The sequence below is a fragment of the Paenibacillus sp. E194 genome (genome assembly GCF_000935845.1).
Classification (GTDB): Bacteria; Bacillota; Bacilli; order Paenibacillales; family Paenibacillaceae; genus Paenibacillus_B; species Paenibacillus_B alvei_B.
This window is the reverse complement of record NZ_JMDX01000021.1, coordinates 18,785-41,911: the sequence shown is the minus strand read 5'-3', so window position 1 is coordinate 41,911 and position 23,127 is coordinate 18,785. Positions and strand designations below refer to the sequence as shown.

Here is a 23,127-nt window from a genome sequence, read left to right as displayed (position 1 = left end):
GGATGAACGATACAGCTCTACGTCCACTTTATCCCTACGAACAGAGCCTTATGTCTCTGGTGTGCTATAAGTGTGTCAATCTAATCCCATGGATTCGTGAATTAGGCTGTGCATATTGCGGACGAGCGATCCGCTGTCCAGATTGTCAGCGTCATCCTTTGCGAAATGATGGTCTAAGAGCCAATCGAAGCGTGGTGCGCTATGACGAACAAATGAAGAAATGGCTGTCTCAGTATAAATTCAAGGGAGATCGGGTGAATGAGCTAGTCATGGTCAGGATGATGCAGCTTGCCTATGAGCCGCTGCTGTCCACCGTGTGGGAACGGCGACCAAGCATTAGAGGTGGTGGGATCCCTTCGTTGTTCCAGGGCAAGCGGGAGGCGATCCTGCCAGATCTCATTACATTTGTACCAACTACTCTTGAGCGTATCCAAGTTCGCGGATTCAATCAGGCAGAGCAATTTGCACGGGTGCTGGGAAGAGAATGGGGAAGGCCGGTCGTAGATCTTCTGACGCGCACACAGGATTCAGAGAAGCAGAGTAAGCAATCCCGAATAGGTAGGGAGTGCAGCATGTCTAATGCGTTCGATCTGCCTCAATGGGCGGGGAAAAGCCTGCAGGAGGTCTGGAGTGCTTTAAAGGCAAGAGAAGGGAGTCCTGTGACTGAATTGCGTCTACTTCTTATTGATGATGTATACACAACGGGGAGTACGTTAAGAGCCTGCTCTCGCAAGCTATCGTCATTATGCAGGGTGCTTGACTGTCCGGTCTCGATTGTCAGCTATACGTGGGCGAGGGCTTAGACGAAGAGGAGCGCAGTACGACTACTCGTCTAGGAGATGAGCGGCGAATACGGTTTGGAAGGCTGAGGAATGAGCTGCGGCCCCAGTTTGCATGAGGCTACTCCAGCCACAAACTAAACAGGGCAAGGCTTGTGGATAAAAATTTGCTCGTCATCTGCCGATTATTGATATATGATGAAGAAATGAAGCATCGAAGGAGGCGAATGACATGGAGCTGAGCAATTGTCTGCGCTGCGGAAAACTTTTTGCCAAGGCATTCCGGGATCTCTGTCCAAACTGCTTGAAAGAAATCGAACAGGAGTATGAACGCTGTGTTGCTTATCTGCGTGAAACGCGTCAAGCCACGATGCGGGAGCTTAGTGAAGCGACTGAAGTAAGCGTTCGCCAAATTACGCGTTTCATTAAAGAAGGACGCATTTCCACATACCAAGCACCGAATTTGGCCTATGAATGTGAAATTTGCAGCCAGCCGATTCGCGAAGGGAATATGTGCGAATCTTGTCGAAGTCGCCTTGTGAAGGAGTTTACACAGACAGTAGTTGGTGCAGAAGAGGTGAAGGAAGCTCCTCGCATGGGGGATGGCGCCTACCGGGTTATTGATACGAAACGGGAACGCGAATAATTCAAATTTGGAATTTGTCAATAACAAAATTCTCTGAAATGAGATTTTTTAGATTAAGTTCATAATATTCATGACAATACATCTAAATAATTCTTGACACTGCGCCGATAATCTTAGTAAAGGTTATCGGCTTTTCTTATTGATAAGATGGAATGAGGCAGTAATGGAGCAGTCAACATGCAATATTAAAAGCTGTAATGGGTGCTTCTATCAATGATGGATATTGATCTAAGTTTGTCTTATGGAACGAGGTGAATGGGATGAAAATTAATGAAACACAGCGTCTTGGCGCGATCCAATATTATCAGAAACAGCAGGCGATGAACCGTGCATCGCAGAAACCTTCCCGCAAGGATGAGCTGATCATCTCAACTGAAGCGCAGGAAATGCTTGATGCACAGAACCGGGTAAACGGTTCTGCACGCAGTGAGCGCATTGCAGATTTGAAGAAGGCTGTATCCACCGGAACCTATCATGTGGAAGCGGACAAGATTGCAGAGAAGCTGCTTCCGTTGTTCCGTAAAGAGAACGAATGAGCGGAGGAACAGGTGTGAGTGTGCAGCGAATCATTGGATCGCTAACTCTTCTGAACGATTTGCACAAGCAGCTGCTTGATATTGCAGAAGAGAAAAAGCAAGTGATCGTCAAGAACGATGTGGAAGGCTTGTCGCAGCTGATGACGAAGGAATCCAGACTGTTGAAGCAGGTATCGGAGGCTGATGAGGAGCGGCAGCAGGCAGCACAGGAGTTCATACTGGAGAAGGGCATACGATCCCAGTTGAATTTGACGGTGACAGAAATTGCTCGACTTGTATTCCAAGCGGAGGAACGCGTGGAATTGCTGAATATACAGCGGGATTTGTCCGATACCCTGCATAAGCTGAAGGAAAGCAATGTTATTATCCAGGAGCTGTTGCAGCAATCGTTATCCTTTGTCGAATACTCCTTAAATCTTTATATGAGCCGACCAGAGGATGAGGTAGTGTATCAACATCCAGCACAATCCAGCTCGAGCACACCGCGCAGCATGTTCGACACAAGAGCGTAGACTCAAGGATGAAAGCAGTTATAAAGGTACAGCTTTACCTATTTAGATAACAGATAGAAAGCTGAAATGCGAAGCTACGGAGAAAGTGAGGAAGCGAGCGATGCGTTCGACTTTTCATACATTAGAGATTGGTAAGCGGGGCATTATGGCCCACCAGACTTCCATCAGCACAACAGGTCACAATATTACGAATGCGAATACGCCTGGCTATTCGCGTCAAGTCGCGAGGCTGACGGCTGCACGTCCGATTGATTATCCGGGTATGTACAACTCGTCAAGAAACCCGAATCAATTGGGGATGGGCGTTGAGGTGGACAGTATTCGCCGAGTACGCGATTTCTTGCTGGATATAGAATATCGCAATCAGAATACGGTTCATTCCACATGGAAGGTGAAGCAGGAAACGCTTGGGAATATTGAGGGTGTATTCAACGAACCTTCCGATAACAGCTTGGCGAAGAGTGTATCAGAGTTCTGGAATGCTTGGCAGCTGTTAAGCAAAAATCCAGGCAATTCTGATCTGTCTGCCCGTACAGTAGTTCAGCAAAAAGCAGTTGCACTGACGGAAACATTCAATCATATTTCCAACCAATTGAATGTACTTGAGAATAACTTAACTGAGCGAATCAACGTTAAGATTGGCGAAGCCAACAACTATATAACTCAAATTTCAGACCTGACACAGATGATTAAGCGCATCGAAGGTCTTGGTGACAATGCCAACGATTTGCGGGATAAGCGGGATTTGCTGGTTGATCAGCTGTCTGGACTCGGCAACGTGAATGTTGTTGAAGGGGAAGAAACGTATCAAGTATCCTTTGGTGGCACACTCGTCATTGATAATATGGCGATGACGCAGATTACGGACGGCGACATTGGTGCATTAACAGATGGTGAGATTAAAGGCTACGTGGAATCGAGAGATATTCATGTTGCCGAATATAAACGTCAATTGGATATCATCGCGAATACGATTGCGAATGGGCCAGTTGAGGTTACCATCCCAGCGGGTACGATATTGCCGCCTGGGGTATCTATACCGAATGCAGTTATGGATCCATCCAACCCGCGTAAACTGATGAACGATGCGAAGTATACGGTGAACGGTCTGAACGGTCTGCACAAAATGGGCTATGCCCTGCAAGAGCCAGCCAAGCAAGGCGGAGACTTCTTTGTATCGCAGAATGGCGGCCCGATCACTGCTAGCAATATGAGGGTAAACGCAGATATATTGAGCGACGTGAAGAACATTGCAGCTTCAATGCGCACAGAAGTACGCCAAGGGCCTAATGGTACAACGCAAGAAGTTCCATTGCAGGGTAACGGCGATATGGCTCTGCTTATTGCCAGCTTGGCGGAGAAGGTATATAGCTTCTCACAACCAGGTGCAGTTACGAAATCTGCGACGATTAACAGCTATGTGCAATCCGTCGTTGCGCAGCTTGGTACAGATGCTGACCATGCAACGAAGATGGTAGAGAACAGCTTGCTGCTTGCGGATCATGCGGACAGCCTGCGTCTAGCAGTCAGCAGCGTGTCGATGGATGAAGAAATGTCGGACTTGATCAAATTCCAACATGCATATAGTGCTTCATCCCGCATTATAACAACGATGGATGAAATGTTGGACAAACTCATTAACGGTACCGGCGTCGTCGGTAGATAAGGAGGAAGAGTGACATGCGTATAACCCAATCAATGATGAGCAGCTCCATGATGAAGAATTTGCAAAATAATTTTAAGCGCCTAGATAAATATCAAGAACAGCTCATGACGAACCGTCGCTTGAATCGTCCTTCCGATGATCCTGTAGGAGTGGCAAGCGCGTTGCATTACCGTGCAGAGATTAGTTCGACGACGCAGTTTGAAGAAAATGTGCAAGATGCGGATTCGTTTATGAAGTTCACGGATACAGTATTGAACGAAACTACTCAGATCGTTCAGAAGTTATCCGAACTCGCTGTCCAAGGCGGAACGGATACAGTTCCTAAGGATGCTCGAGAGAATATTGCGCGTGAAGTGGAACAGTTGTACAATCACTTAGTCTCCTTGGGTAATTCCCAATTTAAGGGAAAATTCATTTTTAATGGCCAACGTATTGATCAGCAACCATACCCTGCAGATCCTGCAAAACAAACTTATGATTTAGATACTGGTGTTGTTCAATACCAAGTAGGTGCGGGTATTTATGTCGATGTAAATATGCTGGGTGACAAAGTATTTGGAAAATATGGTTCTTCAGATAATATGTTCAAGATCGTTGACGATATGAAACAGGCACTTTTGAATGATAATACTGGCGGAGTCGCAGGAGCGATCCCAAAGCTGCAAGGTATGCTTGAAAAGCTAACCATTGCGCAAGCAGAAGTCGGGGCAAAACAAAACCGATTGGAGTTTACGACGAGTCGGTTAGAAGATTTAAATTTGAACTATATAAGTTTACAAGCTGAGACTGAGGACATAAACATGCCTAAGGTTATTACGGAGTTGAAAACGTCAGAAAGTATATATCAGGCTTCATTAGATACAATTGCACGTATTTCTCGTCCAAGCTTGCTTGATTTCTTGCGATAGGATGTTGGTGATATGAATATCCCTCGGATACAAATTGATCAACAGTACTCCAAAGTTGGTTTGGAACGTGAAGTCGGGAGACTCAATATCGAAACTCCAACCCCAAAGCTAGAGATTTCCCAGCAACAGGTTTCTGTGCAAATGGATCGTAGCGACGGTAAATTAGAGATTGACTCTCGTAAGGCTTGGTCAGCATTGGGGAGTGCGAGACTTGAGGAAGTTACAGATCGGATCGCGCAAGAATCATTGCAAATATCGATGCAAAACATTGCTAATATATCAAGTGAAGGTGATCGGATGATGGCCTTCCATAATAAGGGAAATGCATTTGCTGAGATTGCGAGAGAGCGGATGTTCAGACAATATCCGATCGAAGTTTGCGGATCGCCGAGCTATGATAATGTAGATATTGAATATACTCCTGGAAAAGTAGATATGGAATGGAAAAGTGGGGGCGTGAAATTCGATTTTAATCGCACTCAACCAAGAGTGGACTACTATCCTGGCAAGGTTAATCCTTATCTCATTCAGAAGAACTATCTTTTCTTTTCTAGTAGCGGCAAACAATTGGATGCAGTAGTATAATGAAGTAGTGAAATAGCTATATAGAACTAAATGTTCTCTATAGCTATTTATTTTGGGAGGGATAAAAAGATGGAAGTGAAATCTTCGCGTCTTGGCATATTGCAAGTTTCTGAGGACGATTTTGTGGAGTTTCAAGAAGGGGTTTTGGGTTTCCCTGAATCTAAAACGTATGTTTGGCTAAATTCTATGGAGACTGATCTTCCAATAGAATTGTTACAGTGCACTAGGGACAGTAATTTGGCATTTATGGTTGTTGATCCATTTGAATTTGCATCTGAGTATGAATTCGATCTGAGTGAAGAGACAAAACACGCATTGGATATTTCGTCGCAAGAACAAGTGGTTATTCGGGTCATCCTCACTGCTCGACAGAATAGTACCACAATTAATTTAAGGGCACCGCTTATTATTAATGTCATTAATCGTCGCGCCTCTCAAATTATTTTGGATGGACCTCAGTATCAGTTGCAATATCCGATAGGGAGGGGATAGTATGCTAGTACTGACGAGAGGCAAAGGCCAGAAGATTATGATTGGACAAGACATTGTTCTTACTGTGGTTGAAGTCAATGGTGATCAGGTGCGAATAGGTATAGAGGCTCCTTCTGATATTTCTATTTATCGTGAGGAGATATATAGGAGTATTAAAGAACAGAACGAGTTTGCTTCAAAGTCGGAACTAACACTTGATCAGATCGAACTTATTGGAACGTTGCTGAAGCAAAAAAAATAAGAAAATTTCGATTATTGGAGAAATAGCTATAAACTTCGACTATTCAATGCCGATATATTATATAGCAGGTCATTCGCAATGATTCTAGCGGCCGAAGAATCTAGCATGACCAGGGGGTGTGAGCAAGGAAGCGAGCACCATTACACGATTCCAGGGAGGAAATTAATTATGCGTATTAACCACAATATCAGTGCTTACAACACACAACGTCAATTGTCTTTCAACAACACACAACAAAGCAAATCTTTGGAAAAGTTGTCTTCCGGTTACCGTATTAACCGTGCGGCAGACGATGCAGCAGGTCTTGCAATTTCCGAAAAAATGCGTAACCAAATCCGCGGCTTGGAGCAAGCTAACAAAAATGCTTTGGATGGCATTTCCTTGATCCAAACTGCTGAAGGCGCGTTGAATGAAACTCATGCAATGTTGCAACGTATGGCAGAATTGTACACGCAAGCAGCGAACGAAGTATTGACTACTTCTGATACTGCGAAGATCGACAAAGAGATCGGTCAGTTGACTGCTCAAATCGACTCTATCTCCAGCCAAACGAAGTTCAATACGAAAGATTTGATCAGTAAAGCTGTAGACAAAAAGGCGCTTATTTTCCAAGTTGGTGCGAACAAAGGAGATACAATTACCCTTTCATTGGCATCAGCTGATACAGCTAGCTTGACTATTGATAAACTTAAAGCGTTGGATGATGGCAAAAACGCAACTGCAGCTGATAACTTGAAAGCTGTTCAAGGCGCTATTGACGCAGTTTCCCAAATTCGTTCCGACCTTGGTGCTGTTCAAAACCGTTTGGAGCACACTATCAACAACTTGGGCACAACTGCTGAAAACTTGCAAGCAGCTGAGTCCCGTATCCGTGATGTTGATATGGCTAAAGAAATGAGCGAGTTCACGAAGAACAATATCCTTCAACAAGCTGCTACAGCTATGTTGGCGCAAGCTAACCAACAACCGCAAGGCGTTCTTCAATTGCTTCGTTAATCAATTAATTAGAATGGAACCGGCCGGGCTTACCGGTCGGTTTTTCTTGAATATACGGGTAGAAGGAGTTGTCTATCGTGCGGGTTGAATCGTTCCCAGAACCGTTCATAATTTCCCGTGGCGACAATTTGGCTATACTCGAAGATGGATTAAAGAATGCTAAGTCCAGTCACCAAGAGATAGTGCCATCTATCGGAGAGAAACAATTCAACGACATGATTGAACGGAGTAATAAGGCTCTGCGTGGATTAGATACCCATTTGAAATTATCCGTTCATCAAAAAACTCACCAAATCGTCGTTAAGGTAATGAATACTGAAACGAATGAGATTATTAAGGAAATCCCGCCTGAAAAACTGATAGACCTTATGTATAATCTCTGTGAGCAATTGGGTCTATTTGTAGATGAGAAGGCATGAGTAGAATGTGAGGTGGAAAATATGGCAACACCGATCCGTTTTGGAGGAATAGCCTCAGGTATGGATACGGATAAAATGATTAAAGACCTGATGAAAGTGGAACGTATGCCGGTCGATAAGATCAAGCAGCAGAAACAGTCAATCATGTGGAAGCGCGATGAGTATCGAACCATGAATAGTACATTGACATCTATTCGAAGCATAGTAGACAAAATGAGGTTTGCAACCTCCTTCAATAAGCAAAATGCTGTAAGCAGCAATAACGGGGTAGTAACGGCAACATCTTCGGCCAGTGCAGTAAGCGGCAGTTATTCGATTAGAGTCGATAAATTAGCCTCGTCAGCAGTACTCATCGGAGCTAAAAATGCAATAGATGTGAGGGATAAAATATCTTTCAATGGGGATTTTGAAGTAAATGGTGTAAATATTCATGTGGATAGTGACGACACTTATGAATCCGTCATGAAGAAAATAAGCAATTCCAAGGCAGGAGCGACGATTAGTTACGATAGTATCAATAAAAGCTTTATGATGTCTTCAACGTCTACTGGTTCTTCTGCAAAAATTGAAATAAAAGATCCTAATGGCGACTTTGCAAAAATATTTAACATAACTTCTACTTCGGCACAAGGCACTAATGCGGAAGTTGTGCTGAATGGAACGAAAATGGAGTTAGAAAATAACTCGTTTGAGTTTAACGGGGTAAAGTTCGATCTGAAGGGCGTATCTACATCGGATGTTTCCGTAACAGCAACACGTGACACTGGCGATATTGTATCTCAAATAAAAGAGTTTGTGAAACAATATAATGACTTAGTCGATAAAGTAAATCAGAGTACATCTGCAAGACCGAACAGAAACTATCGGCCGTTGACTGAGGAAGAAAGAGAAGGTATGACGGAAAAGCAGATCGACTTGTGGGAATCCAAGGCTAAAGTAGGTCTGTTGTATCGTGACGATATTTTAAAGGAAACAGTAAGCACCTTGCGCCGATCATTAGTTGATAACGTTAAGGGGCTAGGAGAGCCGAATTCTCTCTCAGACATCGGAATAACTTTTAAAGGTTATTTAAAAGGTATGACCGGAGAACTAGGGAAATTAGAAATTGATGAGCAAAAACTACAAGATGCAGTAAATAAAAATCCTGATGCAGTTATGCAATTGTTTACAAAAACAAGTAATCTTGATCAAAAGGATCCGAACTTTAAATCCGAGACAGGATATGCAGATCGACTGTATACCGATTTGACAAATCAAATTAACAAGATTATCAAGAGAATAGGATCAGGGAAAGTACCCGATGCTGTTGATAATAGCCAATATGGTAGAGATATTGATGAAATGAACAAGAGAATGCAAACGCTTGAGAGCCGTGTAGCATTAGTAGAAAAAAGGTATTATAAGCAATTTACGGCGATGGAAAAGGCGTTGCAAAAATTGAATAGTCAAGGTTCGTGGCTTTCTCAGCAATTAGGGCAATAAAAAAGTCCATTTTCAACGATCAACTTAAGGAGATGTTTAAATGATCGCATCGAATTACAAACAACAATATTTGAAGACAAAAGTAGAAACAGCGAGTCCCGGTGATTTAACACTCCTACTATACGAAGAGTTGCATCGCAAATTGAACATGGCGAAAATGTTTTTTGAAAAAGAAGAAATGAATGAAATGATGAATTATATTCATGGCTCAAGAGAGATTCTTACAGAATTGATCGCAACACTAAATTTTGAGTATGATATTGCTCGTCAATTGTATTCACTTTATCATTATTATTTACGTAAATTGAACGAGTTTGCTATTTCAAAACGCGTTTCTGATTTGAATGAAATCCTGGAGTTTGCTAAGGAATACTCAGACACATGGCGGCAAGCGCTTCAGCTTGTGAAGAGTAACAAGGTGAACGGATGAACGTGACAGATGCTTTAAATCGTATAAAAAAAATATATCAAGTAATCACTAGCTCACAAAATTACAAATTGTATTTTGATAATGAAGATGAGTTAGATGGCTTATTTGCTATTCTTGCAAGTAACACAGAAAATGATTATTCGAATCAGGAGAAGATGTTACTCCGTGAATTATACGATTTGAATGGTCAAGTAGAAAAAATATTATCAGCTAAAAAGAATCAATCGGAAATGTTTCAAAGAAAGTCTCAATCATTATACGATTCTCCTGCCATTCAGGAATCGTATTTTTTTGATAAAAAAAGTAATCAAGGAGGCAGTACGTTGAAACGAGTGAATCGTATTGCGGTGTTAATGCTCACCTTTTTAATCACTATTAGCGGAATCAATATTCCCTATGCATCGGCGGCAACGGATTATGTTACCGCAACTAAACTTGTTAACCCAGCAAGCATTCTAGTGGGGGAAGAAACAGAAGTAACATTGAATATTGAAGGTACACCACCTGTTAACGTCGTTAAACCAAATGATGTAATTTTAGTAATCGATAGATCCGGCAGTATGGGAACAGACAAAATGAGAGATGCCAAAGAGTCTGCTAAAGGATTTATCGACCTGATGGATTTCACAAAGCATCGGGTAGGCATTGTAGACTATAGCTCGGATATTAAAAATTTTGATCTCACAACAGACAAAGCAGCAGCAAAAAGTTATATCGATAAAATAACGGCCAATGGCGGAACAGCTACAGCAGATGCGATTGGTAAAGCGCAAGAGCTTCTAGCTAATCACCGTCCTGATGCGCAGCCAGTAATCGTATTGCTAACGGATGGCGCGGCTACAGTTGGTGGAGATGGGTTAAGTGCTTTTGACTATGCGTTGAAGAAGGCTCTTGAAGCAAAGGATGCGGGAATCGTATTCTATACGATCGCATTGCTTAACGCAGGCGAAAACCCAGAAAGCAGCGAACCTAATAAGTTGATGAAAAATATGGCGACTACAGCTCGCCATCACCATTTTGTATTGGGTTCCGTAGGATTGAATGAGATTTATGGAGCAATTGTTAAAGAAATTGGTTTGACGAGTGCCTATGACGTAACAGTAACGGATGAAGTGTCTGATCAATTTGAGATTGTTCCTAACTCTTATGATCATAATATTCCGAAACCAGTCGTAACAGGCAATACGTTGACTTGGAAATTCCTTGAGCTTAAAAAGGATACACTTACTTTTACGTATAAAGTTCGTCACAAATCTGATGGGAAAAATGGGAACATCCCAGTATCGACGACGAAATCTATGATAACTTATAAGGATTATACTGGAGTAGAGAGATCATATCGTACCCCTTCAGCTAGCGTGGAAGTCAAATATCCTGCACCAGTAATTACTTCAGTTACTCCTGATAAAGGAAACGTAACAGGTGGAGAGTCGGTCACCATTAAAGGTGCGAATTTCCGCCCTAATCCTACGGTTACTTTTGGAAGCGCTTATGCAAAAAATGTAACTTATGTAAATGATAAAGAAATTACAGTAGAGACACCTGCTGGTTCACAAGGGAAGGTATCAGTTAAAGTCACGAATGACGATAACCAATTTGCCCTAACGGACTTCAATTATTATGCTAATCCTGAAATAACGAGCATAACTCCATCAAATGGCCCAATGGGTGGAGGAACTACAATCAAGGTTTACGGTAAGTATTTCCTTAAGGGCGTTAAAGTGAAATTTGGAGAAAATTATTCCCCAAATGTTTCTTATAATAATGATGTCTCTCTTAGTGTAGATTTACCAGCAACTGATAAGCCAGGCCCTGTAGATGTAGTGATCGAGAATCCAGATGGAACAACTGTTACATCTAAAGGCGGGTTTACATATAACGAGCCTCCAAAAATGGAGTTGATTTCCGTTTCCCCGACGGAGGGGATTACAACTGGTGGCGAAACAGTTGCCTTAATAGGTAAAGAGTTCCAAAAAGGAGCCGAAGTATTTTTTAATGATGTAAAGATACCGACTGTATCGTTTATATCAACTGAAAAATTATCAATTAAGACTCCGGTATGGGCTGACGCTGCTACCGTAGATGTAAAAGTAGTAAATCCAGACGGAAAGCCTGCTGCTCTTACGCAGGCGTTTAAATATGTTACGCCACCACCACCGCCAGCACCTACAATTAAATCGATCTCCCCTAATTCCGGGAGAATGGATGTCAGTACGATGATTTATATTGATGGGACTGATTTTGTTAAAGGTGCCAAAGTTGTTTTCGGCGGATCTGATGAGTTAAGTGCAGACTTTATAGATTCGACACGCATGAGAATACGCACACCGTTATGGGATAAAGCTGAAACAGTGGACATCAATGTAATAAATCCAGACGGACAGAAAAGCGAATCAGGCAAAGAATTTACATTCTTGCCAATACCTGAGAAGCAACCGCCTGCAATAAAAAGCGTGATTCCGTCCAACGGGCCGATGGCGGGTGGAACAATGATTTATGTGGATGGAGCAGAATTCCAAAAAGGAGCGAAATTATACCTGATTAAAGGTGCTACAGAAGTTGAGTTGGAACCCGAATTTATTAACGCTACAAGATTAAGATTACGCACGCCGGCTACGACGGAATCAGGCCCGGTGGATATCAAGGTGGTAAATCCGGATAATAAATCCGTAGTCTTCCAAACAGGTTTTACTTATGATGCACCTCCGGTATTCCCTGACCCTGTCATTACCTCTGTCTCGCCTAATTCAGGGAATAAAAAGGGCGGCAATATTATTGATATTATGGGTACTGATTTCCAAAAGGGAGCTACTGTGACGATCGATACGACAACAGTAAGTCTATATGCTTATATCGATTCAACACGTGTACGTGTTAAGGTGCCTGCTGCAAACCCAGGTAGTGTTGATGTTACTTTGACTAATCCTGACGGTAAATCCTCAAAGATGGCTAATGGGTATACGTATGAAGAGTCTAAACCAGAAATTACAAGCATCACTCCTAATAAAGGACCGTTTAATGGTGGAACACTAGTATACGTTGACGGGATATACTTGGAACCGAGTATAGTAGTTACGTTTAATGGTAATGTTATAGACTATGAATTTATCAATAGCACTAGAATTCGTTTCAGAACTCCGCCTGCCCAAAAACCAGGGCCAGTCGATATTGTACTTACACATCCAAGCGGGGCGTCAGTAACTGCACAGTTTACTTATGATGAACCACCGGTGATTCCAGCACCAAAGATTTCTGTGTTATTACCTGCAAGTGGATCAGTGAATGGTGGTACAATGGTCTATGTTGACGGGGCTAATTACCAGAAGGGGGCCACTGTCACATTTAATGGCGTAAGTTATACGGCAGAATTTATTAATAGCACGCGAGTACGCCTAAGATCGCCGCAAGCTGCTGCTCCTGGTATTGTTGAAGTTAAAGTCATCAACCCAGACGGTAAAGAAAGTAATGGAATGAATTTCGAGTATAAATAATAAAGTGGGGAGGAGTCCTACGGGACCCCTCTTCTTTTTTAGGAGGATGAAATAGAAGTGAGTCTTCCAATAAGTATATGCATCTTGGCGAAAGATGAGGATGAGTTAATTGTAGAATGTATTGAATCCGTCTCGCGGTTTGTTAGGGAGATTATTGTTCTAGATACAGGTTCAAGTGATGGAACTATAGAATTAGCTACAAGGGCTGGGGCATCTGTATTCCAATATGAATGGGAAGGGGATTTTAGTAAAGCTAGGAATCATCTTATTTCTTTAGCTTCAGAACCCTATATTTTCATGTTGGATGCCGATGAGAGATTCACTGGAGGAAAAGAGGAACTAGAAAATACCATTAAAGAGCTTACCGGAGTCGGTCAAGTCAAAATTGTAAACTATATTTCCAACGAAGAACAAAGTGAAACTTACGTATCTCGTATATTCAAAAATAAACAAGGATTTTATTACGATGGGGTAATACACGAACAGCTGATGCTAAATGGAATGACAATTACTCCTCAAAAGACAAGGGTTTCCATAAAACATTTGGGATACCAAAAAGAAATTGTTAGTGGAAAACGAAAACTCGAAAGAAATATTGCATTGCTAAAAAAGCAACTTTCAGTGCAGCCTCACAATCCATATGTACTGTTCCAATTAGGGAGAACCTTCTATGTTCAGGGAGATTATACTCAAGCTGTAACCTCGTTCTTAGAAGCCAATCGTTGTATTGAAAGTTCAAGTGAAGTGCCTACTTATTATCCAAGTCTAGTATTACAGCTGGCCTACAGTCTAATGAAGTTAAAGCAGTGGGATCAACTGAAAAAATTATTTTTATTTGGTATTGAAAAATATCCCCACTATACCGATTTATACTTCATGTATGGCGTTTCTATTATTGAGTCTAAAAATATATCTGAATTTTCTCTTATCCCGCAATTATTTACTACTTGTTTGGAGCTAGGGGAGGCTGACTCAGCGTATTATGAAACGGTTCTGGGGGTAGGAAGCTTTAAAGCGTTATTTAATCTGGGACTATTCTATGAAATTATTGGGGACTCAGCAAAATCTTTTGCCTATTATCAAGAAAGTGCTGAAATGGGCTTCGATCCTGCACAGAAAAGAATAGATCAACTGCAATTAACAATGTAAGGAGCAGGAATATGCGATATCAAACTATTTCATTATGTATGATCGTTAAAAACGAAGAACATGTACTTTCTCGGTGTCTTGAAAGTGTTAAAGGTATTGTGGATGAAGTAATTATTGTTGACACTGGTTCCACGGATCGAACGGTTGAAATTGCTGAGCAACACGATGCGCGTGTTTATTCTTATAAGTGGGAAAATGATTTTGCTGCTGCACGTAACTATGCATTGGAGTATGCAACTTGCGACTACATTTTATCATTAGATGCAGATGAATGGCTAGACAACGACAGCAAAGCATTGCTCCTTGAGCCGCTTGAGGAAGACTATTATTTCCTTCGAATTAGAAATATTATTCGAGCTGGTGTCGTGGAGACTCATTCATTTATACGTCTATATAAGCGGGCAGTTGGATTTGAGTACGAAGGTGCGCTTCATGAACAGATCGATATCGGAAAAGTTGTTGGAGCGAAAGGTGAGCACTTACCTGTATATATTAATCATGACGGATATACAAAGATAAATATTGAGAAAAAAGAAAAGCATATGCGAAATATGGGGATTTTGGAGAAGGAGGTAAAGCGGGATCCTTCTGCATTCAATTATTTCAACTTGGGAACTCAATACAAATTAGTTGGTCAATTTGATAAAGCAATAGAGGCCTATAAAATAGCCTATTCTTCAGGCGCTAATTTTGTGTTTTCACATAAATTAATCATTAATTTAGTACAGTGCTTGACTATACAGAAGAGATACAATGATGCAATAAGAATAATAAATGATTCTATTGCTCTACATCCAGAATACACAGACTTCAGATTTTATCAGGGCAGTATATATTTTGAGATGAAGTATTTTAAAGATGCGGAGCGAAGCTTTCTTACATGTTTGGAGTTAGGTGAAGTCCAAAATCATCTCTTCACTTCCGTTGAAGGTGTAGGGTCGTATATGGCCCATGCTTATTTGGCGCAAATATATCTGGAAATCGGTGAAAAAGAAAAGGCGCAACAACATATTGTGGACAGTATAAAATTAAACCCGATTCATGTGGCTTCTTTAAAAATATGGTTGGATATGTTTCTTATGTCCGAGCCTAACGATATGCTTCGTCAGCTGTTGGCAGTCTATACATCTTCCGAACAAGCAAACGTTCTGTTGTTAGCATTATATCAGCTAAGAAATCCGCTTTTTGTGGAATATATAAATCATGTTGACAGCGAATTAGACTGTGAAGTTAAGGCATGGCAGCTGCAAGTTAATGGGGATTTAGATGAGGCTAAAAAAATATGGCTAAATACAGAAAGCATATCCGCTACTAGCTTCCGTGATGTTTTGTATTTAGCTGTGGTTACAAGAGATGAATTGTTTTACAGAAATTTCGAAAAAAACTTCAATTTACGACAGAAGGACAATTCATTTTTCCGTAAAGTAATCAATGGAGAGGATTGTTCTAAACTCGATATAAATGAAGAAGTCAGAGAATGTTTTAGTGACTTGTGTTACGATCTGTTGATGCTTCGCAATTTCGATGCAATTGAGGGATTAATCGATAATGTAAAAATTCCGATGCTTAGATTTGAACTGGCTTCTCAGCTCCATAAGTTTCAATTTACAGAGCTGGCTCTTAATGTGCTGTGTGAGCCAGAAAAGTCAGTGGATCAGGCTGCGGTTTTCTCGCTAGCTGCAGATTTATTGAACGAGTTAGGGGACTACGGGGATAGCTATCATTATTTAATTCAAGCAATTCAAAAAAAAGGGAATTATGAATATTATTTAAAACTTTATTTGTTGGCAAAGAAAGTCGGAGATAGCGAGAACATTAAATACTCTGTCGGCAATTTGTGCACTTTCATGCCCAAATCCCCATGGGCACATAAAGAATCATCACTTTCTTTATAGAAGCATAAATGACCATAAAAGAGCTGCGAAATTATAAGTAGAAAAGTAATAAGAAAAATATCCCTTTCCTCGTTGACAACGCTTCCATCCGGTGATATAGTCAAACTTGTGGAGGATAAAAACTCCACGGCATTTGAAGATGAAGGGAATGTTATCGACATGCAAGGTAAAGTAAAATGGTTCAACGCTGAAAAAGGTTATGGCTTCATCGAAACTGCAGAAGGCAACGACGTATTCGTACACTTCTCCGCTATCCAAACTGACGGTTTTAAGACTTTGGAAGAAGGTCAATCCGTAGAATTCGATATCGTGGAAGGCGCTCGCGGTCCACAAGCGGCTAACGTAATCAAACTGTAATCATACCGACGTGAGTCGAATTATATATGATTCCGATTAGCTACACACCCCTGGCTTGAATGCCAGGGGTTTTTAGTTTTCTTGAACTTTTATTTGAATTGTTTTTGTTATGTTTAGTGGTCGTTGAAGTTTCGCTATATAGATGTTTAATGAGCCTCAATGAGCTGTAAAGTGAAACCACATGTAACTTGATGTGACAAGACTTGCTGGTACCTATCCCGGAGTTCTGATTCCAGCTCATCGACAACCATGTAAGCCGTTTTATAACCTGAGGATAAGGGTAAATAAAGATACGGAATTGTAAACGGATTGTAACCGTTTTTTTGATTCCTCCATCATAGCTATGGTATAATAAAGGTATCCAAAGGAGGAGTGCTATATGGAATATAAAGTTCGAGGTCAGAACATTGAAGTCACAGACGCACTGCTTGACTATGTCGAGAAGAAATTGAGCCGACTGGAACGGTATTTTGAAACTCCCCCTGCTTCAGGCGCTAACGTTACACTCAGCGTCATTAAGGATGTACACAGTATTGAAGTAACAATTCCATTAACGGGTTTGCTGCTGCGGGCTGAAGATCGAAGCAAGGACATGTATGCATCGATCGATGGCGTCGTAGACAAGTTGGAACGGCAGATCCGCAAGCATAAAACGAAAGCCAACCGCAAGTTCCGTCAGGTTGGTGCGGCGGCAGAGCAGCTCTTCCGTGAACAGTCTACAGCAGCACCAGTTGCGGTGGAGGAAGAGGATGAGCTGGAAGTCGTACGGACGAAGCGATTCACACTGAAGCCGATGGACGTAGAAGAAGCAATCCTGCAGATGAATATGATTGGCCACAACTTCTTCGTATTCTCGAATGCGGAGAGCAAGGAAGTCAATGTTGTATATCGCCGCGATGACGGTCGTTACGGATTGATTGAACAAGGCTAAGAACGGGCACATTGAGTTCTCAGCTGCCATGTAGGGCAGAGAGCTCACCCGATTACCAAAAAAGGACTGAGCCTATTTCCACAACGGAATGGGCTCTTTTCACGTATATATAATAGTACGAGTTCTCAGAAGGTACGACTTGTATGTCACTTTCAAATGCCTTCTATTAATATAGTGTAAATTTTCTTTTGGTTGCTGTAAGCAGGATAGCCCACGGTATGCCGCTACATTCGTGTGAAAATGTGATGAAAGATCGCCGAAAACATGCCCAGCGGCGGTTGCGGGACCCTGTTGAAACTGTTACAATTTATTGCAAAACGAGTCGATGTTACCGTTCTTGTATAGAAGCTTGAATGAAGGATAGAGAACGGCCATAAAATCACGATCGGATTTGCGTGAAAGGGGTTAAGCATGCTAGGACTTGTAAAGAAAATATTCGGCGATGCCAACGAACGCGAAGTTAAGCGGCTCTTGAAGACGGTTGAGGTTATTAACGGTCTGGAACCCGAATTCGAGAAATTATCCGATGAACAATTACAATCGAAGACGGTGGAATTCCGTGAGCGTCTTGCAAAGGGCGACACAGTGGATCAGCTCTTGCCAGAAGCATTTGCTACAGTGCGTGAAGCTGCGAAGCGTACGCTGGGCATGCGTCATTATGATGTACAGCTGCTCGGTGGTATGGTGCTTCATGAAGGCAGGATCGCTGAGATGAAGACAGGGGAAGGTAAGACACTCGTCGGAACACTTCCTGTATATTTGAATGCGTTGGAAGGGAAAGGCGTTCACGTCGTTACCGTCAACGATTACTTGGCATCCCGCGATAGCGAGATTATGGCTCAAGTATACAACTTCCTGGGCATGACAGTTGGTTTGAACCTGTCTGGTATGGACCACAACATGAAGCAGGATGCTTATGCATGTGATATTACGTACGGTACGAACAACGAGTACGGGTTCGACTACCTGCGTGACAACATGGTGCTGTACAAAGAGCAAATGGTTCAACGTCCATTGAACTTCGCGATCATTGATGAAGTGGACTCCATCCTCGTTGACGAAGCGCGTACGCCGCTTATCATTTCTGGACAAGCTGCTAAGTCGACAGAGCTGTACTTCGTTGCAGATCGGTTCGTTAGCCGCTTGAAAGGTGAAGAGGACTATACGATTGATGTGAAGACGCGTCAAGTTGCACTTACAGAAGCAGGTGTGGCTAAGGCAGAGAAAGCGCTCGGCATCGAGAACCTGTTCGATGTGAAGAACGTAACGTTGAATCACCATATCCAACAAGCGTTGAAGGCTCACTCGATTATGCGTCTGGATGTTGACTATGTCGTAAATGACGGCGAGATTGTTATTGTCGACGAGTTCACAGGCCGTATGATGGCTGGACGTCGCTACAGCGACGGTTTGCACCAAGCGATCGAGGCGAAAGAAGGCCTTGAGGTGCAAAATGAGAGCATGACGCTCGCAACAATTACATTCCAGAACTACTTCCGTATGTATCGTAAGCTTGCCGGTATGACCGGTACTGCGAAGACAGAGGAAGAAGAATTTAAGAGCATTTACGGCTTGGAAGTTATCCAAGTGCCGACGAATAAGCCGAACCAACGTAAAGATATACCGGATGTCGTCTATAAGTCGGAAAATGCAAAATATAACGCGGTTGTAGAGGAAATCGTGAAGCGCCACAAAAATGGCCAGCCAGTCTTGGTTGGTACGGTGTCGATCGAGAACTCGGAGCGCTTGTCTGACATGCTTCGTCGCAAGGGTGTGAAGCACCAAGTCTTGAATGCGAAGTATCATGCGGAGGAAGCGAATATTATTTCTAGCGCAGGTGAACCGAATCAAGTCACCATCGCAACGAACATGGCGGGTCGCGGTACAGATATCATCTTGGGCGAAGGCGTATCGGAAACAGGCGGCTTGCACATTATCGGTACAGAGCGCCATGAGAGCCGTCGTATCGATAACCAGCTTCGTGGACGTGCGGGGCGTCAGGGCGATCCAGGCTCCTCGCAGTTCTACCTGTCCTTGGAAGACGAATTGATGCGTCGTTTCGGTGCGGATAACGTCCTTGGCATGATGGAGCGTCTTGGATTTGAAGAGGATCAGCCTATCGAGTCCAAGCTGATTACACGTGCTGTAGAATCTGCACAGAAGCGGGTAGAAGGCAATAACTTCGACTTGCGCAAAGTCGTCTTACAGTATGATGATGTCATGAACCAACAGCGCGGTATCATCTACAAGCAGCGCTATGAGGTGCTTGACTCCGAGAATATCCGCCAAATCGTGCTGGATATGATCAAGCCATGCATCGAGCGCGTCGTAGATGCGCACTGTAATGAAGAAGATATCCCAGAAAACTGGGATCTGGAAGAAGTCGTGAACTACATGCATCGTCAAATGCTTGACGAGGGTACAATTACGAAGGATGACCTGTGGGGCAAGGAAAAAGAAGAAATTACGGAATTCCTGTTCGGCAAGGTTATGGAGAAATATACAGAACGCGAAGAGCGCATAGGGCCAGAACTTGTGCGTGAATTCGAGAAGGTTGTTGTGCTTCGTGCCGTAGACTCCAAGTGGATGGATCATATCGATGCGATGGATCATCTGCGTCAAGGGATTCACCTTCGTGCTTACGGCGGTACGGATCCGCTGCGTGAATACCAATTCGAGGGCTACGAAATGTTCAACAGCATGGTAGCTTCGATCCAAGAAGAAGTGTCCACATACATTATGAAGGCTCAAGTAGAGCAGAATGTAGAACGTCAAGCTGTCATAGAAGAGAGTAAGATGTCTACGAATGCAGAGCCTGCTGAAAAGCGTCCTGTTGTAAGGGGCGAAGTGGTTGGCCGCAACGACCAGTGCCCTTGCGGAAGCGGCAAGAAATATAAGCAATGTCACGGTAAGCAAGACTAATTGGCTCAACGAGTTTTATGCCGATTATAGTCATGAACGCTCTTGCACCGGACATACATTGCTGCATAGACAGTAATAAACAGCATATTCATGGTGGATAGAGGCTAATAAGCAGCTCTCCATATGATAGACCCGAACGGGCGGCCGTATAGCCGCCCGTTGTTCGGGAGAGGGAAGCGACACTGCTCCCTTCCTAACCAATTTTACCGAGGTGGTATTATGATGATCGACGCAAGTGTACGTCACAATATGCGCAGCATCGCAGCTAAACTTACAAACCTTAGGGGGTCTCTTTGACTTCGATCTGAAGCAAGAGATGATTGCCAACTTCGAAGAGAAGATGGCTGCGCCGGACTTCTGGGATGACAATGACAAAGCGCAAGGACTTATCTCCGAGATGAATGCAATCAAGAGCATTGTCGACCAGTATGGGAAGCTGAAGCAGGATTATGACGACAATGAAATGATGCTCGAACTGGCAGAGGAAGAAGACGATGAATCACTAGCTGAGGAACTGACAGCGAATGTTGAACAACTCCTGGCTAGTATTGAGAATTTCGAGCTTCAGCTTCTGCTGAGCGAGCCTTATGATAAAATGAACGCCATTTTGGAGCTGCATCCAGGTGCAGGTGGTACCGAGTCTCAAGACTGGGGTCAAATGCTTTTGCGCATGTATACACGCTGGGCAGAGAAGCGCGGCTTCAAGGTCGAAGTACTGGATTATCTGCCGGGCGACGAAGCAGGCATTAAGAGCGTGACGCTGCTTATTAAAGGATATAACGCTTACGGTTATTTGAAGACGGAGAAGGGCGTGCATCGTCTCGTTCGTATCTCGCCATTTGATTCCTCTGGCCGCAGACATACATCATTTGTATCCTGCGACGTCGTGCCTGAGATTACAGACGACGCAGAAATTGAAATCCGTACAGAGGATTTGAAAGTTGATACGTATCGTGCGAGCGGTGCGGGTGGTCAGCACATCAATACGACGGATTCTGCTGTTCGGATTACCCATATTCCAACGGGCATCGTCGTGACGTGTCAGACGGAGCGTTCGCAGATCAAGAACCGTGAGCGTGCCATGACTCATCTTCGTTCCAAGTTGTATGAACGCAAGATTGAGGAACAGCAGAAGCAGTTAGCAGAAATCCGTGGTGACCAGATGGAAATCGCATGGGGAAGCCAAATTCGCTCCTATGTATTCCATCCGTACAGCATGGTCAAGGACCACCGGACGCAGGTGGAAACCGGAAATGTCGGCGCCGTGATGGACGGCGACTTGGATACGTTTATTGACGCGTACTTGAGAACCTTAATTCAACCATCATCTGAAGCATAAATATGTTGGTACCGACTGCGAAAACCTGCGCCGATCTTTGATCGGGGTAGGTTTTTTGTTGTGCTTGAATGCTTTACCATGCTAGAGAGTGCACATAATAAGATAGGTTCATGGCACAGGATACAGATTTCTTGCCAAGTACTACGACACCGCGGAGTACTGGGATACTGTGAAGTAGTGTGACTCCGCTAAGTACTACGGCGCTGCCAAGTATTGCAACAACGCCAAATGGTTCAACGTCGGCAAAACTGCAGCACTGCAGAGAATTGTGTGACACCACCGAGTACCACGATACCATACGCTTCAATACCATACTGTGTATTACGAAGGAGAGACATTATGCCCCATACATCGGATTCATCTATTTCTCAATCGAGGAAACCTCGGCGTAACAACAATGGCTTACTGCTTCCATACGATCATCCCATGCGGGCAGTAATGGATTACGCCCTGCTTTTCCTTGGAGCCTTTATTATGGCGCTTACGTTCAATACATTAATGCTGCCGAACAAGATCGCTTCAGGGGGCATTTCGGGTCTATCCATCTTGCTGGAGAGTCAATTTGGGTGGAACCCTGCAATTACGCAGTATGCATTCAATATACCGCTCTTCATTTTAGGGGTATGCTTGCTAGGCAAGCAGTTCGGGATTCGGACACTTGTAGGTTCCGTCTCCTTGCCGACCTTTATCTATCTCACACAACATTTAGGGCCTGCTACGGATAATCCGCTGCTTGCAGCTATTTTCGGTGGAATAGGGATTGGTTTGGGTCTAGGTATCGTATTCCGCGGTCGTGGCTCTACCGGAGGCAATGCCATTACGGCACAGTTGCTGAGTACTTTCGGTAAAATCAATATTGCACTGTCTGTCGCGATTTGTGATGGGGTTATCATTTTGCTTGCCGGGTTCATGCTTTCCTTTGAAAGCGCCATGTATGCACTCATCGCTTTGTTCGTCACGAGCAAGACGATCGATGTAGTTCAGGTCGGCTTGGGTTATACGAAGGTTGCATTCATTATTAGTGATGAAGCCGATAGAATTACGGATACGATTCTGCATGATCTTGATCGGGGATTGACGAAGCTGCAGGGCGAAGGCGGCTACACGGGCGAAGGGCGCACCGTGCTCATGGTCGTCGTCGGTCAGAGCGAAGTATATAAACTGAAGGCGATCGTCCGCTCTGTGGATCCACAGGCATTTGTCATTATTAGTGATACGAATGAGGTATTAGGCGAGGGATTCAAGGTGCAAGCGTAAGAAGAGCAAGTTACACTTATGCCTATTAAGGTCTACAAGATATTCATTCATTGCATAAGACTGTTCGATTTTATTCATAAAACGCAGTTCTATT

21 protein-coding genes are annotated in these 23,127 nt (G+C 43.2%); all 21 read left to right on the top strand.

Annotation, left to right across the window (positions count from 1 at the left end; genetic code table 11):
- A partial coding sequence (locus tag AZ66_RS04880) for a ComF family protein (RefSeq protein ID WP_231586734.1) occupies positions 1-803 on the top strand: 803 nt, incomplete at its 5' end.
- A gap of 208 nt (positions 804-1,011) precedes the next feature.
- Positions 1,012-1,425 carry a TIGR03826 family flagellar region protein gene (locus tag AZ66_RS04875; RefSeq protein WP_044353824.1) on the top strand — a complete coding sequence of 138 codons (414 nt, stop codon included), beginning with the start codon at positions 1,012-1,014 and terminating at the stop codon, positions 1,423-1,425.
- Positions 1,426-1,685: 260 nt separating this feature from the next.
- Complete coding sequence (gene flgM / locus AZ66_RS04870; protein WP_044353823.1) at positions 1,686-1,961, top strand: flagellar biosynthesis anti-sigma factor FlgM; 276 nt, start codon at positions 1,686-1,688, stop codon at positions 1,959-1,961.
- Positions 1,962-1,975: 14 nt separating this feature from the next.
- The gene (locus AZ66_RS04865; protein ID WP_044353831.1) at positions 1,976-2,473 is read left to right on the top strand and encodes a flagellar protein FlgN; all 498 of its coding nucleotides are present in this window, start codon (positions 1,976-1,978) and stop codon (positions 2,471-2,473) included.
- 100 nt (positions 2,474-2,573) lie between these two features.
- A complete protein-coding gene (gene flgK / locus AZ66_RS04860) occupies positions 2,574-4,139 on the top strand; it encodes a flagellar hook-associated protein FlgK (protein WP_044353822.1) in 1,566 nt (521 codons plus the stop codon).
- Positions 4,140-4,153: 14 nt separating this feature from the next.
- Complete coding sequence (gene flgL, locus AZ66_RS04855) at positions 4,154-5,047, top strand: flagellar hook-associated protein FlgL (protein WP_044353821.1); 894 nt, start codon at positions 4,154-4,156, stop codon at positions 5,045-5,047.
- 12 nt (positions 5,048-5,059) lie between these two features.
- The gene (locus AZ66_RS04850; protein WP_044353820.1) at positions 5,060-5,632 is read left to right on the top strand and encodes a DUF6470 family protein; all 573 of its coding nucleotides are present in this window, start codon (positions 5,060-5,062) and stop codon (positions 5,630-5,632) included.
- Positions 5,633-5,701: 69 nt separating this feature from the next.
- Complete coding sequence (gene fliW / locus AZ66_RS04845) at positions 5,702-6,124, top strand: flagellar assembly protein FliW (RefSeq protein ID WP_044353819.1); 423 nt, start codon at positions 5,702-5,704, stop codon at positions 6,122-6,124.
- Between the two features lies 1 nt (position 6,125).
- Positions 6,126-6,365 (top strand): carbon storage regulator CsrA, encoded by a 240-nt coding sequence (gene csrA, locus AZ66_RS04840; RefSeq protein ID WP_044353818.1) that lies wholly within the window; start codon positions 6,126-6,128, stop codon positions 6,363-6,365.
- A 168-nt stretch (positions 6,366-6,533) separates the two neighbouring features.
- On the top strand, positions 6,534-7,361 hold the full coding sequence (locus AZ66_RS04835) for a flagellin N-terminal helical domain-containing protein (protein ID WP_044353817.1): 828 nt from the start codon (positions 6,534-6,536) through the stop codon (positions 7,359-7,361).
- A 77-nt stretch (positions 7,362-7,438) separates the two neighbouring features.
- Positions 7,439-7,780, top strand: a complete 342-nt coding sequence (locus tag AZ66_RS04830) for a flagellar protein FlaG (RefSeq protein WP_052648396.1) — start codon at positions 7,439-7,441, stop codon at positions 7,778-7,780.
- A gap of 21 nt (positions 7,781-7,801) precedes the next feature.
- Positions 7,802-9,262: a flagellar filament capping protein FliD gene (fliD, locus tag AZ66_RS04825; protein WP_044353815.1), complete on the top strand. Its 1,461-nt coding sequence runs from the start codon at positions 7,802-7,804 to the stop codon at positions 9,260-9,262.
- A 40-nt stretch (positions 9,263-9,302) separates the two neighbouring features.
- Complete coding sequence (gene fliS / locus AZ66_RS04820) at positions 9,303-9,692, top strand: flagellar export chaperone FliS (protein WP_021258855.1); 390 nt, start codon at positions 9,303-9,305, stop codon at positions 9,690-9,692.
- Positions 9,693-9,694: 2 nt separating this feature from the next.
- Positions 9,695-13,183, top strand: a complete 3,489-nt coding sequence (locus AZ66_RS04815) for an IPT/TIG domain-containing protein (protein ID WP_197081652.1) — start codon at positions 9,695-9,697, stop codon at positions 13,181-13,183.
- A 57-nt stretch (positions 13,184-13,240) separates the two neighbouring features.
- Positions 13,241-14,332, top strand: a complete 1,092-nt coding sequence (locus tag AZ66_RS04810; protein WP_044353814.1) for a tetratricopeptide repeat-containing glycosyltransferase family 2 protein — start codon at positions 13,241-13,243, stop codon at positions 14,330-14,332.
- Positions 14,333-14,343: 11 nt separating this feature from the next.
- Positions 14,344-16,227 (top strand): tetratricopeptide repeat-containing glycosyltransferase family 2 protein, encoded by a 1,884-nt coding sequence (locus AZ66_RS04805; RefSeq protein ID WP_044353813.1) that lies wholly within the window; start codon positions 14,344-14,346, stop codon positions 16,225-16,227.
- Positions 16,228-16,386: 159 nt separating this feature from the next.
- The gene (locus AZ66_RS04800) at positions 16,387-16,584 is read left to right on the top strand and encodes a cold shock domain-containing protein (protein WP_021257113.1); all 198 of its coding nucleotides are present in this window, start codon (positions 16,387-16,389) and stop codon (positions 16,582-16,584) included.
- Positions 16,585-16,963: 379 nt separating this feature from the next.
- On the top strand, positions 16,964-17,515 hold the full coding sequence (gene hpf / locus AZ66_RS04795) for a ribosome hibernation-promoting factor, HPF/YfiA family (RefSeq protein WP_021258851.1): 552 nt from the start codon (positions 16,964-16,966) through the stop codon (positions 17,513-17,515).
- A gap of 411 nt (positions 17,516-17,926) precedes the next feature.
- Positions 17,927-20,437, top strand: a complete 2,511-nt coding sequence (gene secA / locus AZ66_RS04790) for a preprotein translocase subunit SecA (protein ID WP_021258850.1) — start codon at positions 17,927-17,929, stop codon at positions 20,435-20,437.
- A 222-nt stretch (positions 20,438-20,659) separates the two neighbouring features.
- Positions 20,660-21,776 (top strand): peptide chain release factor 2 gene (gene prfB / locus AZ66_RS04785; RefSeq protein WP_138189568.1). Its coding sequence is split into 2 segments (ribosomal slippage): positions 20,660-20,731 and positions 20,733-21,776, totalling 1,116 coding nucleotides; the frame shifts between segments, so codons are not numbered across the junction.
- Between the two features lie 339 nt (positions 21,777-22,115).
- Positions 22,116-23,033: a YitT family protein gene (locus AZ66_RS04780; RefSeq protein ID WP_021258848.1), complete on the top strand. Its 918-nt coding sequence runs from the start codon at positions 22,116-22,118 to the stop codon at positions 23,031-23,033.
- The last annotated feature ends 94 nt before the right edge of the window (positions 23,034-23,127 follow it).